This is a genomic window from Streptomyces luteoverticillatus, assembly GCF_003970715.1.
Lineage (GTDB): Bacteria > Actinomycetota > Actinomycetes > Streptomycetales > Streptomycetaceae > Streptomyces > Streptomyces abikoensis.
Genome location: NZ_CP034587.1, coordinates 6,573,250 through 6,599,159 on the forward strand (window position 1 = coordinate 6,573,250; position 25,910 = coordinate 6,599,159).

Sequence of the window (25,910 nt, forward strand, 5' to 3'; positions counted from 1 at the left end):
TCAGTCCTCAAGTTCGGCGAGCCAGCGCAGGGCGCGCAGTCCTGGCACGAAGCAGTACTCGCCGCCGCGGGTGACCACGAAGCTGGGCAGGTTCTGAAGGCGGCGGCGGACCGGCTTCTCCGGGATGGTGACACTGCCGGTTCCGCCGTGATGCCCGGCCACCGGATCCTTCTCGCCGGGGTAGCCGATGAAGTTGCCGTCGTTGACCCACTCGGCCTTGACGAACTCGAACTGCCGCTCCAGGTGGGCTCCGATGAAGACTCCGATCAGGCCGCGCTCGGCGCCGTCGTCCTCCAGCACGCCCTCCGGCAGAGGCGGGCCGTAGGTCGTGCCACGGCGGATCAGGCGGTGCATGCGCGCGTCGCCGATGATGGTGGCATCGCGGGGGTTGGTGCGCCGGATGTGCGCACCGGCGGGGCACCGGTACCCCCGGTCGTCGTTCTCCCGGTACAGGAAGTTGTTGACGCGGTGCGGATCGGCCGCCAGCTCCGGATCATCGTGCTCCGGAGTCAGCGTCAGCGGGGCGCCGCTCGGCCAGCGCCCGACCATCTTGGCCGCCAGGAGCGCCTCCGCCTCGGCGCTGGAGGTGTTCGCGCGCAGGTACTGCCGCCAGGCCGCCACGTTGGTGTGGATCTTGCGGACGGCCGCGTAGGTCCCGTTGCGTCCCAGCACATCGGGTTGGGGCATGGGCGGCAGATTGCCGGTCTCGTCGGGGTAGCCGAGGATGAACTCGCCGGCCTTGATGGGGGCTTCCTGCGGGTTGGAGCCGGGCAGCCCGACGCCCTCGATATTCGGATGGCTGATGCCGTCACGGAAGCCGAAGGTGGTACGCCCGGTCGGGAGCTGGCGGACGTCCTGCTGCCAGATCACCTGGACACCGGGGGTGTCCGCGTAGGCGACACGGGCCCGCTCCAGCTCCTTGTCCAACTGTGCCGTATCGGAGGAGAGAGCGCTCAACGCGATGTGGACATCGCCGGTTCCGAACGGTGCCTCCCACTGGGCGGGCGCACTCTCGCCCGCGTCGCCGATCAACTCCGCCCGAGCGGCCATGCCCTCACGAAACGCCCGCGGAAAGCTGTCCAGCGACTCCTGGGGGAGCCCCAGAGCCCTCAGCCCCTCATAGGTGAAAGCCACCGCGACCCAGGCATCCTGGCTCGGGTCCACGTCGGGCAGACCACCCGCCGTCACCGGAAGCAGCCGCCGCAGCAGGGCGCGCCCGGCGTGGCGGTCATCGACGCGCAGGAAGACGAACTTTCCCTCGTAGGGCACGGGCCGTGGACGCAGCGCCCCGCTCTGGACGTCATCGATCTCAACGCCCATGTCGGCTGCGCCGCTGCTTGCCCTTGCCACCGTGTTCATGATCGCCTGTGCCTCCATATCGGCCCTATCGGCCTCTGCCTGGGCAAACCCGCAGCGGCCGACCCGTGCCCGGCACGGTCCACCGATCGTGGGTCGTTCTGAGGGTTGGTTGTGTCCGACTGCTAGGCCGAGGCTTCCTCCAGCAGCTTCTGGAAGGCAGGCGTGGCCACCAGCTCCGCGTTGGCCGGGTTGTCCAGCATCGCCCGGAACTCGGGGGTATCCAGCACCGCCTGGAACGCGTTGTCCACGCGTTGGTCCTTCCAGATCTGCTGAACGGTCAGATCGGGATAAGAGCTGACGAAGGCTTCTGCGGGGGCTTGGTGGGCGACAAACCAGTCCTTCACCCCTGGGTCAGCGACGCCGGGGAACCCAACGCTGTGCGAGAAGATCTTGTCGAAGTTCGCCCCGACGACCGTCTGGGCGAAGTCGTCGATGTAGGTGTCCCAGGAGCCGTCGAAGACGCTGGCGAACATGAACCGGGTGTCATTGTCGAAGATCACGTGCCGTGCGTCATGCAGGGTGCCGATCTGGCGCAGCGCCGCACGGGAGTCCTTGTCAGACGACCCGCTGGAGAGCGCGGCGAGATCCTTACGCAACGCATCAGCATGGCCCGGCTTGATCTCCGTATAGACGGTGAACTCGCTACAAACCCCATCCGACCTGCCCGGACGCTCGGGGTGAGCCGATTGGGTTGCACCTGTCGTCGCATTCATCGTGCCGTCCTCCTGCCACGGCTCGGTCCGGGGGTCGCCAAGCGCCCAGACATGAGGCGCCATCGCCCTCACCAATCAATCCTCACCACGGACGCACCGCCGCGCATCCCGGGCCCCGGCCGTCGCGGTCACCTCAGGCGGATCCCCGGGGAACTCCGACACTGCGAGGGCCGGCCCGATCCCCCGTCCCGAGAGACTCCCGAGGACAGATCCGGCCAAGGGCAGGAAAATGGAACGAGTGGGACGTACCGAGTATGTCGTCGTCACCATTCCCGGGCAGCCGCTTGCGCACAGCCGGGGAGACGCCGTGGAGACAGTGGATCGTCCGATCGCACACCGACCCGTTGCGCGCCGAGGCGATCGGGCACCCTCTCGCGCCTTGCCCTCCTCGGCCGGATCGCCACCCTGACCTCATGCGGAGGTAACCATGGGCGCAGTTCTCGGTGACGTACTGGGTTTCGCCGCCGCCGTCGCGGTCAGTCCGCTCCCCATCATCGCCGTCATCCTCATACTCGCCACGCCCCGAGGGCGTCTCAACGGGGTCCTCTTCACCGTCGGCTGGATCCTGGGACTCTCGGTGCTGGGCGCGGTGATGCTGGCGATCGCTTCCCCGGCTGGTGCCTCCACCCGCAACCACCCGGCCACCTGGGTGGGAGCCCTCAAGCTCGCCCTGGGCCTGTTCCTCGTCCTCTTCGGCACCCGGCAATGGCACCGGCGCCCAAGGGATCCCTCACAAGCCAAGCTGCCGAAGTGGATGAGCGCGATCGACCGCCTCACGCCGGTCAAGGTCTTCGCGCTCGGACTGGCCCTGGCCGCGCTCAACGCCAAGAACGCCCCGCTGACCATCGCCGCAGGCACCGCGATCGGCTCGGCCGGCCTTCCGGTGGGACAGCAGATCGCATCTCTGGCGATCTTCGTCCTGGTCGCCACCCTCGGCCTGCTGGCCCCACTGGGGGTCTTCCTGCTCGGAGGAGAGCGAGCCAGGACCACGCTCGGCAACTGGAAAGACTGGGCAGCGCAGCACAACGTCGCCGTGATGGCGGTCCTGTTCTTCGTCCTCGGGCTGAAGCTGCTGGGGGACGGTATCTCCGCCCTCACCTCCTGACAGGCATACCAACGCGTGCCGGTGCGGTCTGATCACAGACATGCGACTTCGGAGGCGGGCCATTCAATGCGAGATGCCCCGACAGACCGGCTACCGCCGCTTCAACCAACCGCTACGAGCGGAATCCAGGCAACTACTGGGCCTTCCTTGGACTGGCCGCCGCCTTCTCCTGGTACGAACACCGCAGCCTGTGCGGTACGGGCTGTACGAGGCTCTGCGGATGAACCTGTACACCGACAAGGTCCGCGAGACGGTCGGGTGGGAAGCGGAACCGATGGCGGGGCGGTGGTAGCCATCACGGAGCCGTCGTGAGGGGCCCCGCACCACCAGGACTACGGCAGGTAAGCGGGCTTGGTGAACGCGCTGAGCATCAGCTGGCGGATCAGGGCGGGGTAGCCGATGCCGTCTGCGCGGGCCATGGTCGCGAGGTTGCCCCGGGGCGACAGGCCCGGCAGCGTATTGGCCTCCAGCAGCGTCACCCACCCACTCGGGATGGCCAGGAAATCCCCCCGTAGTACGCCGTGCGCCCCGATCAGCCGGAACACGTGCCGGGCCAGTTGCCCATGCCGGCGGTCAGGTCCTTCGGAAGGACCGACGGGCAATGCTCGGTGCGCAACGAAGCGTCCCGTTTGGCCTGGTTTTCGTAGAACTCGCGGCTGGTGGTCACGTCCAACACCGGCAGCGTGCGAAAGCGCCCGTCGAACTCGACCAGGCCCACGGTGCAGTCGCGGCCGCCGGGCACGTACTCCTCGATCACGAACTCCGTGTACGGTAACTCGCCTGCGGCGGTGGGGATATCACGCACCTGCTGCTCGTCGCGGGCGATGCCCGATGCCAGGCCGGCACCGCCGGAGGCCGGCTTGACGAACACCGGGTAGGTCAGCCCGGCCGAGGCCAGGGCTGCGTCGACAGCGTCGCCCGGCCGCAGCACCGTCCAATGGGGTGTGTCGATGCCCGCCTGCCGGACGAGCCTTTTGAACGTCGGCTTGTGCATCCCCAGGGCCGACGCCAGTACTGCCCCGCGCAAGTTCGCGGAGGGGTGTTCAGCCTGATCAGGCCAATGACACCCGTGCGCTCTGCAGCCATACCGACTACCTCCACATGATGTCGGATGTCTGCGCGTCCGGAGAACATCGCCCGAATGGCCGTCACCTTTGCGGGTGTCGACCGTTGGAGTCTTCGCCCGTCTTTGGAGACTCCTCGAAAGGACACGCATGCCCCATGGCCGTCGCCGCAGTCGCGAACCGGACCGCCCCCGGTACGTGGTCCGACTTCGGATGCGAGGTGAATGCGATACCGCCCGCCGAGCTCTTCGACCGGTACGAGCGCTCCCGCTTCCTCTACCCGGCCAAACGGGCCAGACTCGCCCCCTACTGGCCACTCATCCTGGAGAACTGGAAGCGCGCCCGCCGAGCCGGGGAACTGCTCCACTGGGTCGCGAGCTACGACGAGCCTGACGGCGGCTGGGCCTCGCTCACCTCTTGGCGTTCCACGCACACGGGCTGGCAGATCCAGCACCTGGTCAGTTCGGGCACCCTCGCCGGCGGGCGGGCGGTGATGCTGGCCGCGCAGGCGGCCGGGATGGCCGAGCGGCAGCATGGTGCCGCGCAGAACTGGTTCAGCCCGTCCAACCGCTTCGCCGCCCTCGCGTTCGGCACCATCGCGCACAGTCTCGGCCCCGAGCACTCCCTCGTGGCACCCGGCGACTACGTGATGGTCCCGCTGGCGCTTGCCCACGCGCTCGGTGCGGCCGGAGCGGCCGGGACCGTCGTCGAGCTGGACGGTGGCGCCTGCCCCGAGCTGGCGGAGCTGGCCCGCTACTGCCGGGGCGAGGTGTATGTACGGGCTGAGGGCCTGGACCGCGACGACCTGCGCCTCACCGACGTCGACCGGCTCTACCGCCTCGTCGGGCTGCGCCGCCACCGCCGCGTCTGGGCGCTGTACGACACCTCCGGTACGGTGCGGGCCGCCGCGCTCGCCTACCGGGGGCCGTTGGGCTTCAACTTCTCCTTCCTGGAGAATCGTTGCGACCTGCTGATCGCGCCGGATCTCGACGCGGCCGAGGCCCGGCGGGCGACGGACACCCTGCTGGCGGCCGCCCGCGACGCCTACGCGGACTTCGAGCCCGCCGCCGTCCCCCTCACCACCGCCACCCCGGTCGGCCACCTGATCCTGGCCGGGGCCGAGCCCGTACGCCCGTACACGCGCGCGCTGTGGCTCGCGGAGGCGTACCCGGATTTCTACCGGCACATCGACGAGCTGTACGCCCGACGGCTGAACGGCCGGGGCGCCCACCCGAGGAGCAACCCATGACCGTCCCGTACCTGATGGAGGACCGCCGCGAGGCCGGCCGGCTGGTGGCCAAGGTCGACGCCGACGAGTGGGTACGCACCTACCTGGAGCCGGTGCTGCCGGCCGCCCCCGGGGCCCGCGTGCTGGACGTGGGCGCGGGCCCCGGGCACATCGCCGAGGCCGTGCTCCGGGCCCGGCCGGTGGCGGAGGTCGTCGCCTTCGACGGCAACCCCGAACGGCTGGCGGCGGGCCGCCCGGGGGCGGCGGGCCTGTCGCGGCGCTCCGGCGACGCCCGTGCGCTGCCATTCGACGACGGCTCCTTCGATGTCGTCTACTCGCGTCTGATGCTCCAGTACGTCGCCGAACGGGACGTCGCCGTAAGCGAGATGGCCCGGGTCACCCGGCCCGGTGGCACGGTCGTACTCTTCGACCTCGACGGCCAGCTCGTCTGGCACGACCCCCTGGGCCCCGAACTGCGCGCCCTGCTCGACCCGGTGACGGCCGCGCTCGCGGCAGCCGGGTTCGACCCGCACACCGGGCGCCGTCTGTACGGGCTCGCCCGCCGCGCCGGGCTGACGGACCTGGACGTCCGGGTCGATCCGTACCACCTGATCGCCGGACGGATCGACCCGGTCCAGCGCGCCCAGTGGGAGCTCAAGCTCGACATCGCCCGCCCCCTCATCGCCCGCGCCCTCGGCTCGCCCGAGGCCGGGGAGGAGGCAGTCGCCGCGTTCCTGGCGCACCTGGACAGCGAGGAGACGCTGACCTACTCGGTGGCCTTCACAGTCACCGGCCGCCGCGTCTGAGCCCTGATTCCGGGCACACCTGCTACCGGACCCCGGACTGTGGATCCGCACCTTGGCCGCCGCGGCCGGAGACGCTCCGGGGGAGTCTCGATCGGTGGCTACAAGAAGGTCGAGAACGCGGTGCTGACATATGCGTGCCATGCTCCTCGTGGGTCGGCATCACGTATTGGGCGGACCAGGTAGGCGGCACATAGTCGCAATGGGCGCCGGTCTTGCGCGGCAGTCTGGGGGGGGAAAGCCCGGGTGATGTGACCTTCCAGGCCGCCACTTGACACCAGGTCCAGCTCCGGCCTGGGGGGAGCGCAGTGGCGGGATGCCCCTGGAGGGCAGGCGTGGTGGGACCGAAGGGGGCACGAGTCGAGCGATGCGTGCTGCTGGGCTGACTTCGCCACGCGAATCGAGGAGCTCTGGGAGACGGCACGGGTAGCGCTGCTTGCCGTATGGGTGTTCTTTTTTGGCGGTCCGACGAGGACACCGAGGCTCGCTAACGCGACGGGGACAAGGGCGGGTCCTCCACAGCCGATCCCGATGAACTTCCACTTCGAGCGGGGTGGGGGAGAAGCGCGGGGAATGCTCTGATCGGGCGCGGGCAATGGAGGACTCCCCGGTGTTCGATACCTGGGGAGCGCCAGAGTCCCAGAGGGCTCGCACGTACTTGGCAAGTCTCTTGGGCTCATACGCGAATGTGTGATCAGAGATCTGCGGATGCTGCCAGAATCGGGCAGGCCCTCCGCGGCTGTGTGCGGGTCACTGTCTGTGACAGCGTGTTCCTTGGCTGGCTGGCGAGAGGCGTCTGTGGTTGGTGCTGAGAAGCGATCGCGTTCAGGCGGCCAGTCGGTCGTGCAGATGAGGGCGGTAGCTGACCGTCCGGTGCGATGCTGACGAATTGCTGACCCGGACCCTGTCATGGTGTCGCTGACCTGCGAAAACGCTGGATTCCTCGCTGTTGTGCACCATCTTGACGAAGTGGCCGGCGCCGTCGGGGCCGACGTGGACGGCGCAGGGGGTGCCGTGTATGTTCCTGGTTAGTTGAGTTGACGGCCGCGGCAGTCCCCGCCTCGTCGCTTCACTTCGGCCGGGCGGGGGTGCCATGTCGTCGCAGAAGAAGTATCCGGTTGCCTTGAGTGCTGAGGATCGTCAGGCGTTGGTGCGGGTGACCACGACGGGAGTTCGTAGTGCGTCGATGATCAGGCGGGCGCGGGTGTTGCTCGCGCTGGATATGCCGGTGGGCGAGGTCGATTCGCGGGCGGTGATCGCGGAGCGGGTCGGGGTCTCGTGTGAGTCGGTCCGGCTGGTCTCGAAGCGGTACGCGGAGACCGGTGGCGATGTGTGGGCATGTGGGCCACGGTCGGCCGGAAGGAACGCGCCTGCCCTCCGGTGCCTTCCCCGGTGACCGGTGAGGTCGAGGCGAGGCTGATCGCGCTGGCCTGCTCGACGCCGCCCAAGGGCCACGCCCGGTGGTCGCTGCGCCTGCTGGAGAGGCACGTGGCGCTGATCGAGGACATCCCGGACCTGGACCACTCCACGATCGGCCGGGTTTTAAAAAACGGAACTGCGTCCTCACCTGAGGAAGGGCTGGACCATCCCGCCCGCCGCGAACGCGGCCTTCGCCGCGGCGAAGGAAGACGTCCTGGCGGTCTACCGCCGCTAGTCACGCCGGCGCCCGGGGGGGGACCCTAACCGGCCCCTACGCGCCCCGGGCCCCCGGGCGCCCCGCGCCCCCGGCCCGTCCGGCCCGGCTCTAGCGGATGGCAGGCCGAGGGCCGCGACATGCGGGAACAGGTCGCGGCCCTCGGGGGCGGGAGACGGTGCCGGCTAGCCGAGCAGAGCCTCGCGCCGGGTGGCGAAGAACTCCGCCAGGGAGGCGGGCCGCCGGCCGGTGAGGCGCTCGACCGCGTGGGTGGTGACGTCCAGCCAGCCCTCGCTCACGCTGCCCCAGAACTGGGTGGCGGCGGCGATCATCGCGGGCTCGACGCCGCGCGCGGCGAACGCGGCGGCGGCCTCCTCCTCGGTCTGCTTCTCGAAGCGCACCGCGCGGCCGGTGGCCTCGCCCAGCGCGGCCGCGATGCCCGCGTAGTCCACCGCCTCCGGGCCGGTGATCTCGAGGAACTGACCCGTGTGCCCGCCCTCCGCGAGGACGGCCGCGGCCGCGACCGCGCAGTCGGAGCGGGTGATGTAGGAGACGTGGCCCTCTCCGTTGGCGCCTTCCAGCACACCGGTGCGGACCGCTTCGTTGAGCGGTGCCAGCATCAGCAGCATGTCGGGGTAGATATTGTTGCGGAGGACGGTGAACTCCAGACCCGACTGGGCCAGGACGCGTTCGGTCTCCCGGTGTTCGGGCACGAGCACGAGGGGGTTGCCCGGTTCACCCGCCCGAGTCAGCGAGGTGTACAGCACATGACCGACCCCCGCCTTGGCGGCAGCGTTGATGGCGTTGGTGTGCTGCTGGACCCGCTGTCCCATGGCGTCCGTGCTGACGATCAGCACCCGCTCGGCGCCGTCGAACGCGGAGACCAGCGAATCGGGGTCGCCGAAGTCGGCGGCCCGCACCCGCACCCCGAGATCGGCGATCTTCTCCGGGGTGCGCGTGAGCGCCACGACCCGCGACGCGTCGACGCGCTCGATGAGGTGCTGGACGGCGAGCCGCCCCAGCTTGCCGGAGGCCCCGGTCACCACGAACATGCGAACTCCTCGAGTCAGTACGAATGCGGTCGGCCAGCGGCCGACTCCCCGATTGTCAGCGGCCTTTCCCCGGCCCGAAAGGAGGCACATTCATGTCAGTAGGTAACACCGAGGTGCCCGTGGTGATCCGTGCGGACATCCCCCTGCCCATCGGCGTCGACGACCACCGGGCGTGTCCGGCCACGGACGTCCTGCGCCGGGTGGGCGACAGATGGAGCGTGCTCGTCGTGATGCTGCTCGGCAGGCGCAGCTACCGCTTCAACGAACTGCATCGCGCCATCGAGGGCATCAGCCAGCGGATGCTCACCTTGACCCTGCGCTCGCTGGAGCGCGACGGCTTCGTGTCGCGGACCGTCCATCCCAGCGTTCCGCCGGGCGTGGAGTACGCGCTGACGGATCTCGGACACACTTTTCTCGTCCCGATTTCGGCGGTCGCCGAATGGGCGGCCGCACATGACAGGGAAATCGACGCGGCGCGGGCCCGGTACGACGGAGCCGCCGGGTCGGTGAACCCCTAACCACCGATGACCTGGGCGACTCATCACCTGGGGTGGACAGATGACACAGACATTATCGCCGGCCCGCACCACGGCGCGGATCGTGGGCCTCGGCACGGCCGTGCCGGCATTCTCCTATCCGCAGCAGGAGTTGCTGGACATCTTCTCCATCGAGGATCCGCGGATCCGGTCGGTCTTTCTCAACAGCGCGATCGAACGCCGATTCCTCACCCTGCCGCCCGAACTCCCGGACGGTACGCGCCACATCGAATCCCAGGGCGAGTTGCTCCGGAAGCATGAACCCCAGGGCGGCGAATCCGAGGGACCGCTGCTGCAACTCGATCTCACGTCCTGTACGACCACGCGGCTCGCCCCCGACGCCTCCCAGCGGGAGCGCCATCGCCGGTACCGGTCGGTCAAGAAGCCTCCACACCAGCGCGTCGGCGCCGAGCGCAGGCCGACGATGCGCGGGTTCCCTCTCAGGGTGGCATCCGGGCGGCGTCCCACAGAGCGCAGTGATCCGTCGGGTGATGGCGAACAGTGTCCCGGACCGGTCCGGCGGCCCGTCTCACCCGTTCACCAGGTGCCGGCATGCGCTCCCGACGCACCTGGTTTTGACTGTGCTCGGGGGCGGCGACGATCACCGGAGGGCGTGTGTCCGGACGGGGTGAGCCGCAGGCCCGTGGGCCGCTGCTGAGGCTGGGGGAGTGGTGCGCCCGGCACTTCTTGATCGTCTTTATGGTGTGGCTGGCCGCGCTGGCCGCGCTGGCCGCGCTGGCCGCGCTGGCCGCGCTGGCCGCGCTGGCCGCGCTGCAGGGGCTGAACAAGGCGGTCGGGGGATCGTTCTCCGACAACTTCACCCTCCCCGGTACGCAGTCGCTGACGGGCCTGGACGTGCTCAAGGCGCACAACCCGGCGGCCGGCGGCTATGCCACGCCCGTGGTCCTGCATGACGCGGCCCAGCCCCTGACGGCCTTCTCCTCGCAGATCGGCGGCACGGTCTCGGCCCTGCAGGGGCTGCCGCACGTGCTGGCCGCGACCAACCCCCTGCTCGTATCGCCCACGACGGCGGGTCCGCTGTCGGCCGACGGGCGGACCGCCTACATCACGGTGCGGTTCGACATCCCGCCGACCACCCTGGACAACGACTACCTGAACGGGGTGAACCAGGCGGTGGCACCGCTGCGCGCGGCCGGCGTGGAGGTCGAGTACGGCGGACCGCTGGGCGAACTCGCCCGGCCGCAGCCCAACGACACGCTCAGCGAAGGCATCGGCTTCGCCGCCGCGGTGGTCCTGCTGGCCGGGTTCGGCAGCATCCTGGCGGCCGCACTGCCCCTGCTCGCCGCGCTCGTCGGCGTCGTCACGGGCCTGGCCTGGCTGGGACTGCTGGCGACCGCGTTCACCTTCTCCACCGTCTCGCCGACCCTGGCCACCATGATCGGCCTCGGGGTCGGCATCGACTACTGCCTCTTCCTCCTCACCTGCCACCGGCAGAACGTGATGGACGGCATGGACGTCGCCGTCAGCGCGGGACGGGCAGTGGCCACCAGCGGCCGGGCCGTCCTCGTCTCCGGCTGCACCGTCATCATCGCCCTCGCCGGGCTCTGGGCCTCCGGCATCTCCTTCGTCGGCAAACTCGGCACCGCCGCCGCCCTCACCGTCGTCACCGCCGTCCTGAGCGCCCTCACCCTGGCCCCTGCCCTCCTCGGCCTGGCAGGGCGACGCATCGACCGCTACCACGTCCGCACCCCCGTCGCCGAGAAAGCCCCCGACACCACGGAGAACAAGGCGGGCTGGCACCGGTACTCCCAGCGCGTCGAACGGCATCCCTGGCGGTTCCTGGCCGGCGGCCTCGTCATCGTCGGCATCCTCGCCATCCCGCTGTTCTCCATCCGGCTCGGACGCATCGGCGACGGCGCCGACCCCACGAGCTTCACCGACCGCCGCGCCTACGACCTGATGTCCACCGCGTTCGGCCCCGGCTCCAACGGCCCGCTCACGGTCGTCGTCAACGGCACCCGTGTACCGCCCACCGACTGGAACACCCTCGTCCACCAGGTCACCGTGGCCCTCACCAACCTGCCCGGGGCGGCGAGCGTCAGCCCCCTGCAGACCACCACCGACGGCGATGTCCTCACCGCCACCGTCATCCCCACGGCCTCGCCCCAGGCCGCGAGCACCACCGACCTGATCGACCATCTCAAGGATTCGGTCCTGCCCAAAGCCGTCGCCGGAACCGCCGCCCACGGCTACGTCACCGGCACCACCGCCGTCCAGGTCGACTTCGCCGACCTGCTCACCAGCCGCCTCCCGCTCATCATCGCCATCGTCGTCGGCCTGGCCTTCCTCATCATCCTCACCGTCTTCCACGGACTGCCCGTGGCCCTCAAGGCGGCCCTCCTCATCCTCGCCTCCATCGCCGCGTCCTACGGCGTCGTCGTCGCCGTCTTCCAATGGGGCTGGGGCGGACCCACCCTCGGCGTCAACGGCACGGTGCCGATCGAGAGTTACGTACCGATGATGATGTTCGCCATCGTCTTCGGCCTCAGCATGGACTACGAGATCTTCCTGCTCTCCCGCGCCCACGAAGCCTGGCTGCGCACCGGAGACCCCCACCACAGCGTCGCCCACGCCCTGGAGATCACCGCACGCGTCATCACCTGCGCGGCGCTCATCATGACCAGCGTCTTCGCCGCGTTCATCATCAGCGAGAACATCGTCGTCAAGATGCTCGGCCTCGGCCTGGCCGTCAGCGTCCTCATCGACGCGACCGTCATCCGCCTCGTCCTCGTCCCCGCGACCATGACACTGCTCGGCAAGAACAACTGGTGGACGCCACGCCGGCTCGACCGGCTCCTGCCCCGCCTCGACGCCGAAGGCCACGACGGGCCGGGCAGCGGGTCCTCGGCGTGATGGAGGCACGGCAGGACTACGCCTCCGCCGGGGTCGGTCCTGCCGAGCGTTCCTCGGGACGCTGACAGTTTCGTCGTCTCCACCGTGGCGGCGACCGTCAGGTGAATGCCGCGCTCCATCGCATCGTGTTCCACCCGTCAGCGGGGCGACCCGCGCACTGAGGAGTATGACGAGCGCCGGATTAGGGAGGGCAAGCCCCGTCGCGAATCGTCCGTTGCCTCAAACGCTATGCGGCCCGGGAGATCTTCCACCTGGTCGGACAGCTACAGCCAGGACCCCGCTCATAGCGCTGCTGCGGGGATTTCCGGCGATGATGCCGGCGCTCCGGCTGAAGGAGCGGGTGATCTGCGCGGGGGAGTTCGTGGAAGTCATGAGCTTCTGACGGTGCGGAGTGAATGCCGGGCTCTACGCCACGGCGAGGTCTGTAGGGAACGCGACTTCATGAGCAGTGGTTCCTGGGGGAACGCTGGATTCCACGTGTGGTGAGCAGCGTGCTTGTGTGGCGATCACGAGCAGAGCTGATGTGGCACAAGTCCCGGGAGGGTGTCACCAGACCAGCGTTGCTGGGGCTTTGGTGGCGTTAGCGCTCGACGTGGATCCCCGATCCCTCGGTGCCTGGAGAAGAGAACCAGTCATAGATGTGTCTTGAATACATACGAGATGGGGATCACGTGATGGAAGGTCATATTCCGCCTGGCCTGGGGTGACTAGTACGTAAGCACGACATAGACACCTCACAGGAAGACTGAGATGAGACCCTCTCTCAGACGCGTCGGGCGACTGTTGGTCGTCCCGTTCACCGTCACCGCTCTGCTGGGCCCGGCTCTCGCCCTGACCGCGACCCCGGCCGCAGCCGCAGCCGCGACCCCGGCGGACGCCTACACGTTCACCAACGGTAACGGCACCCTCAACGCGACGGGCAACAACGACGGAAACCAGATCTCCGTCACGCCGGACGGCACCAACTACCAGAACTTCCGCCTCATCAAGCTGGGCGACCCCGGCCAGTTCAACATCGCCAATACGTCGTCCGGGAAATGCGTCTACGCCACCCAGCCGGCCACACAGAAGTCATGCGGTCAGGACGGCGAGCAGTGGCACTTCCGTCCCGTGGACGGCAAGCCCAACACCTTCGGGATCGTCCGCCGTGACGACCGCAGTGGTACCGAGTGGTGCATGGACAACCGGGGCGGCCTGCACCTGTGGGGGATCCTCGCCCAGCCCAACGCCTGCAACGGCAGCGCGACCCAGGAGTGGACGGTTCCCGCGTCGAAGGCGGCCGAAGCCAGGAGCCTGGCGCTGGACTACTACGCCGACCTGTGCTCCAAGAAGACCTCCACCTGTTCGTGGACGCAGAAGTCCGAGGGACAGCCCGAGGCGCTGCCCCGTCAGCCCGCCTCGTCGGTCTGGTACAACGACACCGGCGACAAGGTGACGCAGGTCTTCACCACGATCTATCACTCCGGCTGGTCGCAATCGTTCGGTGTGGGCCTTTCGTCCTCGGCCGGTGTGTCCGTCCCGGTCCAGGCCATGGTCTCCACCCAGCTCCAGTCGACCACCACCTACCAGTCCGACGAGTCGACCATCAACGGCATCGCCGTGACCGTCCCCAGCAAGAACTACGGATGGGTCGACTTCGCGGCCATCGGCAAGAAGGTCACCGGTACGTGGACGTTCGACACCGACAACCAGCCGTGGACGACGGACGCCACCGTGACCGTCCCCGTCATCAATTCGGCGGCCGGCTCCACGATGTACGTCGCCCACACCAGCCCGAACCAGCCCGGCACCGCGAACGTGACGAGCGCTGACGCACCGGCGCTGACCATGGCCACGAAGGCCTCGTTCACCCCGGATCTCCCCGACGGCACCATCGCGTCGCAGGACGGCCCCAACAAGCTGAAGCTCACCGACACCGTCACGGGCAAGACGATCGGCACCATCAAGCCGAGCGCCGTCGTGGACACCAAAGGGACCACCCACTCGGTCGGTCTGACCGTGTCCGGCAACGTCGTCACGCAGACCATCGAGAACGCGCCCGGTGACACCATCGACGGCTCCATGACCATGCCCGCCGTCAGCTACACCACCGCCAAGACCGCTGCGGCCCCGGCCGCCAAGGCCGCTTCGCTCAAGGGAGCGTCCACCGGCATCGAGAACGCCGGGTTCACGCACGCCGCCACCTCGGTCCGGCACACCTCGTTCACGCCGATGGGCACGGTGCGCCCCGCGATATGGCCGATCCCCGAAAAGGAGCACCCCAAGAACTCCGACGAGTGGAACAAATGCATGGCGAAAATCCTTGGCAAGAGCATGGGGGAAGGAGCGATTAAGTCCGCACTGCTGGGCGCTATGGGGACCGGCGCTTCCGTCGGCGCTGCCGCGGGCCCCGAAGGTGCGGCGGCGGGAGCCGCCGTCGGTCTGCTGACCGGCACGGTCACGGGGCTGGGCAAGGCGTACTACGTCTGCGGTACCGACCCGGGCTGATCCACACGATCCGGTGCCGCACGTCGTTGCGGAGGCGTAGACGCCTGAGTAGCGCGCCGTACCGCGTGCCGAACGGACCCGTCGACACGGTTCGGCTCGTCGAAGTCCCTCAACCGCGCGGGTGGCCGAACTCGACGACGAGCTGCCGGTCGGCGAGATCGCCCAGACTGCCGGTGAAGACGAGCCGGGCGAGAGCGTCGTCGGCAGCCTCGTGGCTCAGCCTGCCCCGTCGTACGGCGCGGTCCAAAGAGGCGGCGACGCGGTCCCGGGCGACACGGGCGGCGACGGCGTCCACCTCGCACACCACCGTGTCCAGCCCGGCCCGAGCGCACACCTCGGCGATCCCCGCCCCCATCTGGCCGCCGCCGACCACGCCGACGCGTGCGATGCCCGCGCTCACGCCTGCGCCTCCGGGCGGCGCACGAGGTGGCGGGTGTAGGCGTCCGGGGTGAAGAACAGCGGCAACTCGCCTGTCATCGCCGTCCGTTCGAAGAGGTCGCGGATGTCGTCGACGGGTGCCCACGGGTGCTCGGCGCCGAGCGCGACGAGTTCGTCGTCGAGCAGTCCCGTCACTGTCTCCCGGTCGATCACCCTGTGCCGTAGCCACTGCCAGATCTGCACACGGGCGATCTCGGCGGTGGCCGCGTCCTCCATCAGCCCGTCGAGCGCGACCGCGCCCTGTCCACGCAGCCAGGCGGCGTAGTACCGCAGCGTGACGGAGATGTTGGTGCGCACCCCCTCCGCGGTGGGCTTGTCGCTGATCCGGCGCACGGACAGCAGATCGGCAGGGGTGACCTCGACATCGTCACGGGTGCGGTCGAGCTGGTGGGGGCGTTCGCCGAGGACGTTGTCGAAGACGTCGCGGCAGACGGGGACGAGTGCGGGGTGGGCCACCCAGGACCCGTCGAAACCGTCCTCGGCCTCCCGCTCCTTGTCCAGCCGGACCTTGGCGAACGCGGCTTCGTTCGCGGCGGGGTCCTTGCCGGGGACCTGGGCGGCCATGCCGCCGATGGCGTGGGCGCCGCGCCGGTGGCAGGTGCGGACGAGGAGTTCCGTGTATGCCCGCATGAAGGGCGCGGTCATCGTCACCTTCGCGCGGTCGGGAAGGAGGAAGTCGGTGCGGTGACCGAAGGTCTTGATCAGGCTGAACAGGTAGTCCCAGCGGCCCGCGTTCAGCCCGGCGCTGTGCTCCCGCAGTTCGTAGAGGATCTCCTCCATCTCGAACGCGGCGGTGATCGTCTCGATGAGGACGGTGGCACGGACCGTGCCGCGGGGGATGCCCAGCAGTTCCTGGGCGAGCAGGAAGACGTCGTTCCACAGCCGGGCCTCGTAGCGGTTCTCCAGCTTGGGGAGGTAGAAGTACGGGCCGTATCCGGCGTCGATCTGCCGCTGGGCGCAGTGGAAGAAGTAGAGGCCGAAGTCGACGAGTGCGGCGGGCACCGGGCGGCCGTCGTACCGCAGGTGCTCCTCGTCCAGGTGCCAGCCGCGTGGGCGGACCATGATGGTCGCCGGCCGGTCACCGAGCCGGTACTCCTTACCCTCCTGCGTGGTGAAGTCGATGCGCCGCTCGATGGCGTCGAGCAGGTTCAGCTGTCCGCCGACGACGTTGTCCCACAGGGGTGCGGTCGCGTCCTCGAAGTCCGCCATCCACACCTTGGCGCCGGAGTTGAGAGCGTTGACGGCCATGCGGCGGTCGGGCGGGCCGGTGATCTCCACGCGGCGGTCGGTCAGGCCGGGGGCAGGTGGCGCCGCCCGCCAGGTGGGATCGTCGCGCACGGCAGAGGTGACCATGGGGAAGTCGAGAGGCGAGCCCGACGCCAGTCGCAGGATCTGCCGGCGGCGTTCCTTCAGCAGATCCCGTCGACGCGGCTCGAACGCCTCGACGAGCCGGCCGACGAACTCCAGGGCGGCGGGGGTGAGGATCTCGTCGTGCCGGTGGCCGGGTGCGGCGAGGACACGGACCTGTCGGGTGAGTGCGGTGATGGTCATCGGGCTCTCCTGGGGATGGGAGCGGAGAGGGACGGAGACGGTTCGTCCCCCTCCGCTCGACCGAGGGCCGGCCGGACTCGGGGCGTCTTGCCGGCGGCCTGGTAGCGGCCTGGTGGCGGCCTAGTGGAACTGTTCTTCCTCCGTGGACCCGGCCAGGGCGGTGGTGGAGGAGGCGGGGTTGACGGCGGTGGAGACCAGGTCGAAGTAGCCGGTGCCGACCTCGCGCTGGTGCTTGACGGCGGTGAAGCCCTGCGCCTGTGCGGCGAACTCCTTCTCCTGCAGGTCGACGTAGGCGGTCATGCCGTGCTCGGCGTAGCCGCGGGCCAGGTCGAACATGCCGTGGTTGAGGGAGTGGAACCCGGCCAGGGTGATGAACTGGAACTTGTAGCCCATGGCACCCAGTTCACGCTGGAACTTGGCGATCTGGTCTTCGTCCAGCGCGGCCTTCCAGTTGAAGGAGGGTGAGCAGTTGTAGGCGAGCATCTGGTCCGGGTACCGGGCGTGGACGGCCTCGGCGAACTCCCGGGCCTGCTCCAGGTCGGGCGTGCCGGTCTCGACCCAGATGAGGTCGGCGTAGGGGGCGTAGGCCAGACCGCGGGCGATGACCGGCGCCATGCCGTTGCGGACCCGGTAGAAGCCCTCCGCCGTGCGCTCTCCGGTGACGAACTCGGCGTCGCGCTCGTCGACATCGGTGGTCAGCAGGTTGGCCGCGAGCGCGTCCGTGCGAGCGATGATCACCGTGGGCACGTCGGCGATGTCGGCGGCGAGCCGGGCCGCGTTCAGGGTGCGGATGTGCTGCGAGGTCGGCACCAGGACCTTGCCGCCGAGATGACCGCACTTCTTCTCGGAGGCGAGCTGGTCCTCGTAGTGGATGCCCGCGGCACCGGCGGCGATCATCGCCTTCGTCAGCTCGAAGGCGTTCAGCGGTCCGCCGAACCCGGCCTCCGCGTCCGCGACGATCGGGGCGAGCCAGTCCGTACGGTCCCCGGAGCCCTCGGCGGTGGCGATCTGATCGGCGCGCAGCAGCGCGTTGTTGATCCGACGGACCACCTGGGGAACGGAGTTGGCGGGGTAGAGGCTCTGGTCGGGATAGGTGTGGCCGGCCTGGTTGGCGTCGGCGGCGACCTGCCAGCCGGACAGGTAGATGGCCTGAAGGCCGGCCTTCACCTGCTGGACGGCCTGGCCGCCGGTCAGAGCGCCGAGCGCATGGATGTAGTCCTGCTCGTGCAACTGGCGCCACAGCCGCTCGGCGCCACGCCGTGCGAGGGTGTACTCCTCGCGGACGCTGCCGGACAGGCGGACCACGTCCTCAGCGGCGTAAGTGCGCTCGATGCCCTGCCACCGGGGGTCAGTGGCCCAGCGGCGCGTCAGTTCCTCGGCCGTCTGCGCCCTCGCTTCTGCCATGGCTGTCACCGTCTCCTCGGTCTGTGATGGTTGCCAATCCCGCTGTCAGGATGAACAGAGGTGGCACTGCGTGTCGTATTGCTGGAGGATGCGGCCCACGCTCACCGGGAGGTGGAGCTGAGCAATGTTGCGGGTTGCAGGTCGCTGCCGATACCGGGTCTCCGATGTCAGGGCGGAAATCGCGCCCCGGTTCCGGGCTGTGACTGCCGGGTCCGGCGGGCCGCGCTACGACTCTGGCACTGGCACTGGGTGCCATCAAGCTGGGACGGGTGCCAATCTTTGTGAATCTTCCTGCCGGGATTTGCCAATCCTGCCAAGGGTTTGAAGGCGGATCGTTCCCGTACGCTGACCGGAGTCGGATCCTGGTGGGGAGGAGCGGTTCGGTGAGCAAGACGTACGCGGGTGCGCGGCTGCGGCGGCTGCGCGAGGAGCGTCGGATGAGCCAGGCGGACCTCGCCCGTGTGCTGGCCATCTCCCCCAGCTATCTGAACCAGATGGAGCACGATTCCCGCCCGCTCACCGTGCCCGTGCTGCTCCGGCTGACCGAGGCGTTCGGCGTGGACCCGGGATTCTTCTCCGAGCGGGACACGACACGCTTGCTGGCCGACCTCCGTGAGGCGCTCGCCGGGGAGATCGCCGAGTCCCGGGTCTCCGCCGCCGACCTCGGTGACCTGGCCGCCCGGCTTCCGGACGTCGCCAAGATCCTGCTCGACCTCGGCCGCCGCAACCAGCAGTTGTCCGAGCGCCTGGCCGGTGCGGCGGACGGCAGGGACCGTGATCGAGGCACCGTTTCCTCGCCTCATGAGGAGATCCGCGACTTCTTCTACCGCCGCCAGAACTACCTGCACGAGACCGACCTCGCGGCCGAGCGTCTGGCCGGTGAGATCGGCGTCCGGCCGGGGGAGGTGATCGGGGCCCTCACCGTGAGACTCACGAAGACGCACGGCGTTCACCTGGCCGCGGAGCCCGGCACACGGCTGCACCACTATGACGACAGAAGCCGTACCCTCCACCTCTCCTCGCGGCTGCGGCCCGGTCAGCGCGCGTTCCGCATGGCGACCCAACTGGCCCTGCTGGAACACGGGGAGGACCTCGACCGGCTGGCCACCGAGGACTTCTCATCAGGATCACCCGCCCACGCGCTGGCTCGTATCGGCATCGCCAACTACTTCGCCGCCGCCCTGATCCTGCCCTATGCCGCTTTTCACGCGACGGCCGAGGAAGCGCGATACGACATCGAGCGTCTGACCGACCACTTCGGTCTCGGCTACGAGACCATCTGCCATCGGCTGAGCACCCTTCAGCGGCCGAGGCTGCGCGGGGTGCCGTTCTCCTTCGTGCGCGTCGACAGGGCCGGCAACCTGTCCAAACGCCAGTCGGCGACAGGCTTCCACTTCTCCCGGGCCGGCGGCACGTGCCCCCTGTGGAACGTCTACGAGGCATTCGCCGCCCCCGGACGCATTCACGTCCAGATCGCCGAAATGCCCGACAAGCAGCGGTACTTGTGGACAGCGCGAGCCGTCACCCGGCACCGTGGAGGCTGGGGCGAACCCGGCAAGACCTACGCCGTCGGCCTCGGCTGTGAGATCCGCCACGCCCACAGGCTCGTCTACTCCGACGGCCTCGACCTCACCAACACCTCCGCCGCAACCCCCATCGGCATGGGCTGCCGCGTCTGCGAACGCCTCGACTGCTCCCAGCGGGCCGCACCACCGCTGGGCCGTCCGCTGCTCATCGACCAGAACAGCAGCACCTTCGTGCCCTACCCGGTCGAGAACGACCGGACCGCCGGGTGACCGGGGCGTGCGACCCCGCTGCCTGACCCGCCGTGCCGTTGGAGGGCCGCGCTCCACCGGCCGACGTTACGCGTAGCACTCACCGAGGCGCTGTCAAGCAACGGTTTGACCGGCCGTCAGGTGACTTCTTGAGGCGTTCGTCGCTTGTTCCGGGTCACAATGCGGATGCGCAGCACGAGTCGGCGTGGTTCGAGCAGGGCGGCGACGCGTGCGGGACGGCCGTCGGTCTCGGCTGTGACCCTGCTCCGCGACGCACTTGTGGGCCCCCGCCCCGAAGGGAATGCAGGCGCCCTGCCGGACAGGGGTGCGCTCGGGGAGCCGGCGGTCGGGGGCGGGCACGGTTCAGGCCGGCCGAGCGCCGGCTCCGGGGGCAGGCAGCCCGGCCCTCGCGTTGCGCCGGACGCTGCGGGCCATGGCGCGGAGCACGCGGCCTTCCTCCAGTGCGTCCACCGCGGCGACGAGCACGATGCGCCCGGCTCGGACGGCAGCCGCGAAATCGTGATCCAGCGTTGCCCGAGCCGACGACGAGGACCTTCCGTCCCCGGTAGGGCGTGGGGCTCCGGAAGTCGGTGGAGTGCAGCAGCGGTGCCGTGAAGCGGTCACGGCCGGGCCAGGCCGGCAGCGTCGTCTCCGTTCGGCCACGGCCCTGTTGACCGTGGCATGGCCGGCCCGGGCAGGCTGAGGAAGCGGCGGGGGGACGTGCTGTCATCGGTGCCTCCAACGCGTCGGGACGCGCAAAGTCCGTTCACAGCCGTCCGGTTCCTCTTCCGCTCCGGATCACGAGATGTGGCCTTCTGCCTGTTCCGTGGAGGGCGGCGCCCCGGCCGGCTCCGCCGGTGCGGTGTGCCGGCCGTGGCCCCGGGTGCGGGCGAGATCGACGACGGCCGCCGTGCCGAGGGCGGCCGCGCACCACAGGATCCCGAGGGCGGCGTGTGCGACGCCCGGGTCGGTGTGGGTGAACGCCGCGGCGGTGGCGGTCTGGCCGGGACCGTACAGCGGCAGCAGGACCAGCCAGGGCTGGTCCGCCTGCGGGTTGGCGAGGGGGCTTTGCAACGTGAGTTCCATGAAGACGCACGTGATGATGAAAAACAGTCCGCTCAGCTCGCTGTGCAGCAGTGTGCCGAGCATGGTCCCGATGCCGCCGTAGGCCAGTGCGGCACAGAAGCCAGCCAGCCACAGCACGCCGGGTTGCGGCGCCCCCTCGGCCACCCGGAGCAGCACGGTCACCTGGGTGGCCAGCACCGCGGCCACCAGGGCCAGAGCGACGACTCTCGCCAGCGTCAGGGCGGTACGGGAGTATCCGGCGAGGATCAGTCGCTGGTCCATCTCCCGGGCCTTGAAGGTGGCCATGAACATCATGAAGCCGATCACGGTGGTGGCGCTGGGCAGGGCGCTGGCGACCTGCATGGAGTGGCTGACATCGGTGGCGACATGGAGGCTGAGGGCGGGGAGACGGATGGTGAGAGGCGCACGCGGGGTGCAAGCACCGGCGACCCAGACCCATCCGGGGGTGAAGACCACAGCCATGAGCAGGGCGAGGCGGTTGTTCAGGTGGCCGAGGACGGTGAAGCGCAGCGCGACCGCGAACGAGGTGCCCCAGTGCCTCATGCCGCCCTCCTCTCCGGGTGCAGGCTGCCGGCGCGCAGATGGTGGAGGGTGTCGAAACGGTCCTGGTCGTGGAGGAGGTGAGAGACCACGACGATGGCGCACCCGGAGTTCCTGAGCTTCTCCATGACGGCCCAGAAGCGTTCATAGGCGTCCCAGTCGAAGCCCTGGTGGGGTTCGTCGAGGATCAGCAGGTCCGGTGTGTGCATCAGGGCGAGCGTGAGGTTGAGTTTCTGCCGCGTTCCGCCGCTGAGTTCGCGGGTTCTGCGCTGTCGGCAGTCGGCGAAACGGAACGTCTCCAGGAGTTCGTTCGCCCTGCCGAGGTCGGGCAGCCGGTAGGCGGCCTGGAAGAGGCGCAGATGCTGCCCCACCGTCAGTGCCTCGTCCAGGCGGACGCGCTGGGGGCAGTAGCCCAGGGTGCCCGCGCGTTCGGCCCGCCCGCGGTCGGGGGCGAGTTGGCCCACGGCGATACGCAACAGGGTGCTTTTGCCCGCGCCGTTCTCACCCACCACACCCACCAGGGAACCGGCCGGCACGGACAGGGAGACCCCTCGCAATACCGGTGTACGGCCGTAGGACTTGTGGACCCCGCTCAAGCGCAGCCGTTCCTGTCGGCTCATCTCTCTCCGCATCACGAAGGGTGGTTACTGCCGGATGCGCGGCGTTGCCGGGGCACGGAGGCGGTATCCGTCGCGATGACCCGGGCGATGCGGCGGGCCTCGACACCCGCCTGGTGCAGGGCTCCGCTGAGGAGATTGGTGTAGCCGGCGAAGTACAGGTGCGGTGCGGCGGCGCAGGTCCGCGGTCCGGTGACGACGGGGCGCCCCGAGTCGTCGAGGACGTCCAGTCCCGGCAACAGCTCTTCGAGGCACGGGCGGTAACCGGTCGCGGCGATCACAGCGTCGGGGGTCAGGCGGGACCCGTCGGCCAGGTTCACCCGGGACCCGTCGAAACCGGTCACCGCTGCCACCGGTTGGACGCGGCCCGCCCTGACCGCCGCCACGAACCCGTGGTCCAGCACTGGGTTGTTCCCCTCTTGCGCGTTGCGGGTGAAGGGACCGGTACGGGGGCGGGGAACGCCGAAAGGGGTGAGGTCGGGCAGCGCGCAACGCTGGGTCATCAGTGCGGACCGATCACGCAAGGCCAAGGGCAGGAGCTCTGTCATCCGCCCGGCCAGGTGCCAGCGGCTGACGTCGCGCGGCAGGATGTTCGGAGGGGTGCGAAGGGACAGCCACACCTTCTTGGCCCCTGCGCCCGCCAGCGCGGCCGCGATCTCCGTGCCGCTGTTCCCGGCACCCACCACCAGCACCGACCGCCCCCGGTAGGGGGCGGGGGCACGGTAGTCGGCCGAGTGCAGCAGCGTGCCGCCGTATCCCGCCAGCCCGGGCCAGTCGGGCACACGGGGGGTGTGGCAGCGCCCTGTGGCCACCACTACCGCCCGCGCCGCCACGATGCCGTCGCCGGTGTGCACCCGCCACCGGCCTCCTGGACCGGCCGGGGCGGGCGTGACCTGGTGGACCGCGGTGCCCGTCCGCACCTGGAGCCGGTGATGTTCGCGGTAGTGCTCCAGGTAGCGTACGAAATCGTCCCGCGCCACCCAGGAGCCGTAGCGACGAGGCAGAGGCAGGCCGGGGAGGTGCGAACCACGGCGGGCGGTGTGCAGTGCGAGGTGGTCGTAGTGCCGGGCCCAGCTCGCCCCGATCCGTTCACGCTCCAGCACGACCGACGGCACGCTCGCCCGGCGCAGCATCGCGGCGGCTGCCAGGCCACTCGGCCCGGCTCCGATGATCACGACTGGCGCGGTACCGGTGGCGAACTGTCGGCTCGTCATGATGCAACGTCCCCTGAAGCTGGATGACTTGGTGTCGAAGTCGCCGTCGGCCGGGGCAGGGAAACACTCGCGGAGGAAGATTCGGGTGTTACTGCCCCATTTGCTGCCTGCCCATTATGAGATGGACATATCCTTGGCTTCTCCTCGCCCACTCCGATGAATGTCTGCTCACACGTTCGAGGGGACGTCATCTGTCGGGTAGTCGACAGCGGCCGGCACCTGCGGTCCCCGGCGAGGTGGACCTTGCTGGTCAGCCCGCCCCTGGACCTGCCGAGCAGGGCTCGCTTCAAGCGCAGTCCGCGGCGTCGCCGGACGCGTCGCCCTTCTGCCCGTCGGGGGTCGTTTCCATTGCCCTGCCCATTCTGTCCCTGCGGGTCGCCCCCTTAACCCGATGCCCCGCCGGAGAAGCTTGAGTTCTAGTGGTCGTCGCAACACCCCAGCTCAGGGGATGCGATGGACTTCGAGGTCCGCAAGGTGCGGAAGGCTCAGGGGGCCAAGAAGCTGCATCGGGAGCGGGAGGAATACTTCCGCCTCATGCAGCTGGGGTACTCGAACAAGGAAGCCTGCCGGGTCGTCGGGATCAACCTGAGGACCGGCCGTGAATGGCGGAACGGCAGGACGAGTCCCCACCGGACCGTGGCGCCCGCGCTTGCTCCGCGGACGCCACGGTCCACTGCGTCGCGGTACCTGCGCGAGGACGAACGCATCCACATCGCCGACCGGCTGCGGGAGAAGGCCACCGTCCGCGCCATCGCGGCCGAACTGGGCCGCAGCCCTTCCACTGTCAGCCGGGAGATCCGCCGCAACCGCACCATCGGAACGCGCGGCCAGTGGTACTACAGGCCGCACGCGGCCCAGGCCCGCGCCGATGCCCGCCGGCCCCGGCCCAAGCCCGGAAAGATCGGTCAGAACCCCGAACTGCGGGACTTCATCCAGGAGCATCTGACCCGGCGGTGGAGCCCCGAGCAGATCTGCCACGCTCTGCGCAGGCAGTTCCCCGACCGGCCGGAGATGCACGTGACCCACGAGACGGTCTACCAGGCCCTCTACGTCCAGGGCCGGGGTGAGCTCCGCCGTGAGCTGGCCAAGGCCCTGCGGACCGGACGCGCCCGTCGGCGCCCGCACCGCCAGTCCGGCAAGCGGCAGCCCCGCGCGGTCAGGGACATGGTGATGATCAGCGAGCGTCCGGCAGAGGCCGCCGACCGGGCCGTCCCCGGCCACTGGGAGGGCGACCTCATCGTCGGCACGGAGAACAAGTCCGCGATCGGCACGCTCGTCGAACGCACCACGCGCTACGTGATGCTGGTCCATCTCCCTATCGACCACACCGCGCCGAACACCCGGGACGCCCTGGCCGAGACAGTCAGGACCCTTCCGGCGAATCTGCGACGCTCACTGACCTGGGACCAGGGATCGGAGATGGCCGCCCACCGGGCGTTCACCATCGCCACGGACGTCCCGGTCTACTTCTGCGACCCCGCCAGCCCCTGGCAGCGCGGCACCAACGAGAACACGAACGGTCTGCTGCGGCAGTACTTCCCCAAAGGCACCGACCTGTCCGTCCACAGCCGCGAGGACCTCAACGCCGTCGCCGCCGAACTCAACAGCCGCCCACGCAAGACGCTCGGCTGGGAAACCCCAGCCGAGCGCCTGTCTAAACTGCTCGCGGCCTGATCAACCGACCACGGTGTTGCAACGACCCCTCGAATTCACCGAAGTCCGGCGGGGCATCAGCGGTTCTTGACGGTATCCGCCTCCGAAGAGGCCGGGTGGCCCCGGCGCGGGGCCGTGGGGAAGGCGGTGGGGACGGGTCAGCGGTCGAAGCTGATCGAGCTGGCCTGGTCGTTCATGGCGTCGCCGACGTAGGGGACGGCGCCGCGGTAGGTCTGGCTGAAGCCGAGGAAGTTGGAGTGCTGGAAGAGGGTGATGTCGCACTGGCCGGAGGAGGTGGAGCTGATCGAGTCGTTCCAGCCGTCGTACAGGTTGGCGAACCAGGAGTAGCGCTGGCAGCCTTGGGTGCCGGTGAGGTTGAGCGAGTTGCCGCCGAAGTCCTTGTCGCTGTAGATCGTGGCGAGGACGCGGGACTCGGCGGCCGCGGCGGACCGGGCGTTCTGGACGGACTTCGCGCCGTGCTCGCTGCGCGGACCGCTCAGGCGCTCCTGAAGCTTCTTGTCGTGCGCGGCGGCCCGGGAGTCGTCGGGGGCGTCGGTGACGCGGCCCTTGGTGGCGGCCGAGATGGCCGCTCTGTAGCTGGAGAAGCAGGACTTGCTGTTGGTGTCGGTGTCGATCACACAGTGCTGGGCGGTCGTGGCGCGGGTGGGCTTGGTGTCCTGGGCGACGGCGGGCGAGACGACGGCGGCCATGGTGGCCAGGGTGCCGAGGCCGAGGGTGGCGAGAGCGCGAGCGGTCTTCACGGGTTCCTCCCGGGAAC

Annotated in this window: 22 protein-coding genes and 1 pseudogene; 10 read left to right on the plus strand and 13 right to left on the minus strand. The window is 69.4% G+C overall.

Annotated elements, in window-relative coordinates:
* Positions 1-1,359: a Dyp-type peroxidase gene (locus EKH77_RS29165; RefSeq protein WP_240667593.1), complete on the minus strand. Its 1,359-nt coding sequence runs from the start codon at positions 1,357-1,359 to the stop codon at positions 1-3.
* 122 nt (positions 1,360-1,481) lie between these two features.
* Entirely contained in the window at positions 1,482-2,072 is a 591-nt protein-coding gene (locus tag EKH77_RS29170) for a hypothetical protein (RefSeq protein ID WP_240667594.1), read from the minus strand.
* Between the two features lie 427 nt (positions 2,073-2,499).
* Between EKH77_RS29170 and EKH77_RS29175 the strand changes: the two genes are divergently transcribed.
* Positions 2,500-3,177: a GAP family protein gene (locus EKH77_RS29175; RefSeq protein ID WP_126917237.1), complete on the plus strand. Its 678-nt coding sequence runs from the start codon at positions 2,500-2,502 to the stop codon at positions 3,175-3,177.
* 332 nt (positions 3,178-3,509) lie between these two features.
* Here the strand turns inward: EKH77_RS29175 and EKH77_RS34450 are convergent, their stop codons facing one another.
* Both EKH77_RS34450 and EKH77_RS29185 read right to left on the minus strand, forming a co-directional pair.
* The gene (locus EKH77_RS34450) at positions 3,510-3,722 is read right to left on the minus strand and encodes a hypothetical protein (RefSeq protein ID WP_164737896.1); all 213 of its coding nucleotides are present in this window, start codon (positions 3,720-3,722) and stop codon (positions 3,510-3,512) included.
* The gene (locus EKH77_RS29185; RefSeq protein WP_164737897.1) at positions 3,710-4,171 is read right to left on the minus strand and encodes a hypothetical protein; all 462 of its coding nucleotides are present in this window, start codon (positions 4,169-4,171) and stop codon (positions 3,710-3,712) included. The genes EKH77_RS34450 and EKH77_RS29185 overlap by 13 nt, the downstream gene beginning before the upstream one ends.
* 227 nt (positions 4,172-4,398) lie before the next feature.
* On the opposite strand from EKH77_RS29185, the gene EKH77_RS29190 reads away from it, so the two are divergent.
* The 3 genes from EKH77_RS29190 (at position 4,399) to EKH77_RS34870 (ending at position 7,955) form a co-directional block, all read left to right on the plus strand.
* Positions 4,399-5,490, plus strand: coding sequence for a hypothetical protein (locus tag EKH77_RS29190; protein WP_126917240.1), 1,092 nt, complete (start codon positions 4,399-4,401; stop codon positions 5,488-5,490).
* Complete coding sequence (locus EKH77_RS29195) at positions 5,487-6,275, plus strand: methyltransferase domain-containing protein (protein ID WP_126917241.1); 789 nt, start codon at positions 5,487-5,489, stop codon at positions 6,273-6,275. Before EKH77_RS29190 ends, EKH77_RS29195 begins: the two co-directional genes overlap by 4 nt.
* A gap of 1,335 nt (positions 6,276-7,610) precedes the next feature.
* Positions 7,611-7,955, plus strand: a complete 345-nt coding sequence (locus EKH77_RS34870) for a helix-turn-helix domain-containing protein (protein ID WP_430981014.1) — start codon at positions 7,611-7,613, stop codon at positions 7,953-7,955.
* Positions 7,956-8,090: 135 nt separating this feature from the next.
* On the opposite strand, the gene EKH77_RS29210 is transcribed toward EKH77_RS34870, so the two are convergent.
* The gene (locus EKH77_RS29210) at positions 8,091-8,957 is read right to left on the minus strand and encodes an SDR family oxidoreductase (RefSeq protein ID WP_126917243.1); all 867 of its coding nucleotides are present in this window, start codon (positions 8,955-8,957) and stop codon (positions 8,091-8,093) included.
* Between the two features lie 92 nt (positions 8,958-9,049).
* Between EKH77_RS29210 and EKH77_RS29215 the strand changes: the two genes are divergently transcribed.
* The 4 genes from EKH77_RS29215 to EKH77_RS29235 all read left to right on the plus strand — a co-directional run bounded on the left by EKH77_RS29215 (position 9,050) and on the right by EKH77_RS29235 (position 14,854).
* Entirely contained in the window at positions 9,050-9,475 is a 426-nt protein-coding gene (locus EKH77_RS29215; RefSeq protein WP_126917244.1) for a winged helix-turn-helix transcriptional regulator, read from the plus strand.
* A 40-nt stretch (positions 9,476-9,515) separates the two neighbouring features.
* Entirely contained in the window at positions 9,516-10,151 is a 636-nt protein-coding gene (locus tag EKH77_RS34875) for a hypothetical protein (protein WP_430981015.1), read from the plus strand.
* Positions 10,109-12,367, plus strand: coding sequence for an MMPL family transporter (locus EKH77_RS29225; RefSeq protein WP_240667595.1), 2,259 nt, complete (start codon positions 10,109-10,111; stop codon positions 12,365-12,367). The genes EKH77_RS34875 and EKH77_RS29225 overlap by 43 nt, the downstream gene beginning before the upstream one ends.
* Positions 12,368-13,117: 750 nt before the next feature.
* Entirely contained in the window at positions 13,118-14,854 is a 1,737-nt protein-coding gene (locus tag EKH77_RS29235; protein ID WP_126917245.1) for an RICIN domain-containing protein, read from the plus strand.
* 130 nt (positions 14,855-14,984) lie between these two features.
* Here the strand turns inward: EKH77_RS29235 and EKH77_RS29240 are convergent.
* From EKH77_RS29240 to aceA, 3 genes and pseudogenes are all read right to left on the minus strand, one after another.
* Positions 14,985-15,254, minus strand: a pseudogene (locus EKH77_RS29240) (3-hydroxyacyl-CoA dehydrogenase NAD-binding domain-containing protein); the annotation flags it as partial.
* Positions 15,251-16,843 carry a malate synthase A gene (gene aceB / locus EKH77_RS29245; protein WP_126917246.1) on the minus strand — a complete coding sequence of 531 codons (1,593 nt, stop codon included), beginning with the start codon at positions 16,841-16,843 and terminating at the stop codon, positions 15,251-15,253. The pseudogene EKH77_RS29240 and the gene aceB, both read right to left, overlap by 4 nt.
* 120 nt (positions 16,844-16,963) lie before the next feature.
* The gene (aceA, locus tag EKH77_RS29250) at positions 16,964-18,247 is read right to left on the minus strand and encodes an isocitrate lyase (protein WP_126917247.1); all 1,284 of its coding nucleotides are present in this window, start codon (positions 18,245-18,247) and stop codon (positions 16,964-16,966) included.
* 383 nt (positions 18,248-18,630) lie between these two features.
* Between aceA and EKH77_RS29255 the strand changes: the two genes are divergently transcribed.
* Entirely contained in the window at positions 18,631-20,043 is a 1,413-nt protein-coding gene (locus tag EKH77_RS29255; RefSeq protein WP_126917248.1) for a short-chain fatty acyl-CoA regulator family protein, read from the plus strand.
* 154 nt (positions 20,044-20,197) lie between these two features.
* Here EKH77_RS29255 and EKH77_RS34635 read toward each other — a convergent pair whose 3' ends face one another.
* The 4 genes from EKH77_RS34635 to EKH77_RS29275 form a co-directional block, all read right to left on the minus strand.
* Positions 20,198-20,752, minus strand: a complete 555-nt coding sequence (locus EKH77_RS34635) for a hypothetical protein (protein ID WP_126917249.1) — start codon at positions 20,750-20,752, stop codon at positions 20,198-20,200.
* A 68-nt stretch (positions 20,753-20,820) separates the two neighbouring features.
* Positions 20,821-21,651 (minus strand): hypothetical protein, encoded by an 831-nt coding sequence (locus EKH77_RS29265; RefSeq protein WP_126917250.1) that lies wholly within the window; start codon positions 21,649-21,651, stop codon positions 20,821-20,823.
* Positions 21,648-22,268, minus strand: a complete 621-nt coding sequence (locus tag EKH77_RS29270; protein ID WP_240667596.1) for an ABC transporter ATP-binding protein — start codon at positions 22,266-22,268, stop codon at positions 21,648-21,650. Before EKH77_RS29270 ends, EKH77_RS29265 begins: the two co-directional genes overlap by 4 nt.
* 11 nt (positions 22,269-22,279) lie before the next feature.
* Entirely contained in the window at positions 22,280-23,479 is a 1,200-nt protein-coding gene (locus EKH77_RS29275; RefSeq protein WP_126917251.1) for a flavin-containing monooxygenase, read from the minus strand.
* 453 nt (positions 23,480-23,932) lie between these two features.
* Here EKH77_RS29275 and EKH77_RS29285 point away from each other — a divergent pair, with 453 nt between their 5' ends.
* Positions 23,933-25,153 carry an IS30 family transposase gene (locus EKH77_RS29285; protein ID WP_126917252.1) on the plus strand — a complete coding sequence of 407 codons (1,221 nt, stop codon included), beginning with the start codon at positions 23,933-23,935 and terminating at the stop codon, positions 25,151-25,153.
* 137 nt (positions 25,154-25,290) lie between these two features.
* Here the strand turns inward: EKH77_RS29285 and EKH77_RS29290 are convergent, their stop codons facing one another.
* Positions 25,291-25,893 carry a hypothetical protein gene (locus tag EKH77_RS29290; protein ID WP_126917253.1) on the minus strand — a complete coding sequence of 201 codons (603 nt, stop codon included), beginning with the start codon at positions 25,891-25,893 and terminating at the stop codon, positions 25,291-25,293.
* Between the last annotated feature and the right edge of the window lie 17 nt (positions 25,894-25,910).

Coding starts and splice junctions, on each gene's coding strand:
- EKH77_RS29165 (WP_240667593.1), bottom strand. CDS start 1,359: ATGAACACGGTGGCAAGGGCAAGCAGCGGCGCAGCCGACATGGGCGTT.
- EKH77_RS29170 (WP_240667594.1), bottom strand. CDS start 2,072: ATGAATGCGACGACAGGTGCAACCCAATCGGCTCACCCCGAGCGTCCG.
- EKH77_RS29175 (WP_126917237.1), top strand. CDS start 2,500: ATGGGCGCAGTTCTCGGTGACGTACTGGGTTTCGCCGCCGCCGTCGCG.
- EKH77_RS29185 (WP_164737897.1), bottom strand. CDS start 4,171: ATGCACAAGCCGACGTTCAAAAGGCTCGTCCGGCAGGCGGGCATCGAC.
- EKH77_RS29190 (WP_126917240.1), top strand. CDS start 4,399: ATGGCCGTCGCCGCAGTCGCGAACCGGACCGCCCCCGGTACGTGGTCC.
- EKH77_RS29195 (WP_126917241.1), top strand. CDS start 5,487: ATGACCGTCCCGTACCTGATGGAGGACCGCCGCGAGGCCGGCCGGCTG.
- EKH77_RS34870 (WP_430981014.1), top strand. CDS start 7,611: ATGTGGGCCACGGTCGGCCGGAAGGAACGCGCCTGCCCTCCGGTGCCT.
- EKH77_RS29210 (WP_126917243.1), bottom strand. CDS start 8,957: ATGTTCGTGGTGACCGGGGCCTCCGGCAAGCTGGGGCGGCTCGCCGTC.
- EKH77_RS29215 (WP_126917244.1), top strand. CDS start 9,050: ATGTCAGTAGGTAACACCGAGGTGCCCGTGGTGATCCGTGCGGACATC.
- EKH77_RS34875 (WP_430981015.1), top strand. CDS start 9,516: ATGACACAGACATTATCGCCGGCCCGCACCACGGCGCGGATCGTGGGC.
- EKH77_RS29235 (WP_126917245.1), top strand. CDS start 13,118: ATGAGACCCTCTCTCAGACGCGTCGGGCGACTGTTGGTCGTCCCGTTC.
- aceB (WP_126917246.1), bottom strand. CDS start 16,843: ATGACCATCACCGCACTCACCCGACAGGTCCGTGTCCTCGCCGCACCC.
- aceA (WP_126917247.1), bottom strand. CDS start 18,247: ATGGCAGAAGCGAGGGCGCAGACGGCCGAGGAACTGACGCGCCGCTGG.
- EKH77_RS34635 (WP_126917249.1), bottom strand. CDS start 20,752: ATGACAGCACGTCCCCCCGCCGCTTCCTCAGCCTGCCCGGGCCGGCCA.
- EKH77_RS29265 (WP_126917250.1), bottom strand. CDS start 21,651: ATGAGGCACTGGGGCACCTCGTTCGCGGTCGCGCTGCGCTTCACCGTC.
- EKH77_RS29270 (WP_240667596.1), bottom strand. CDS start 22,268: ATGAGCCGACAGGAACGGCTGCGCTTGAGCGGGGTCCACAAGTCCTAC.
- EKH77_RS29275 (WP_126917251.1), bottom strand. CDS start 23,479: ATGACGAGCCGACAGTTCGCCACCGGTACCGCGCCAGTCGTGATCATC.
- EKH77_RS29285 (WP_126917252.1), top strand. CDS start 23,933: ATGGACTTCGAGGTCCGCAAGGTGCGGAAGGCTCAGGGGGCCAAGAAG.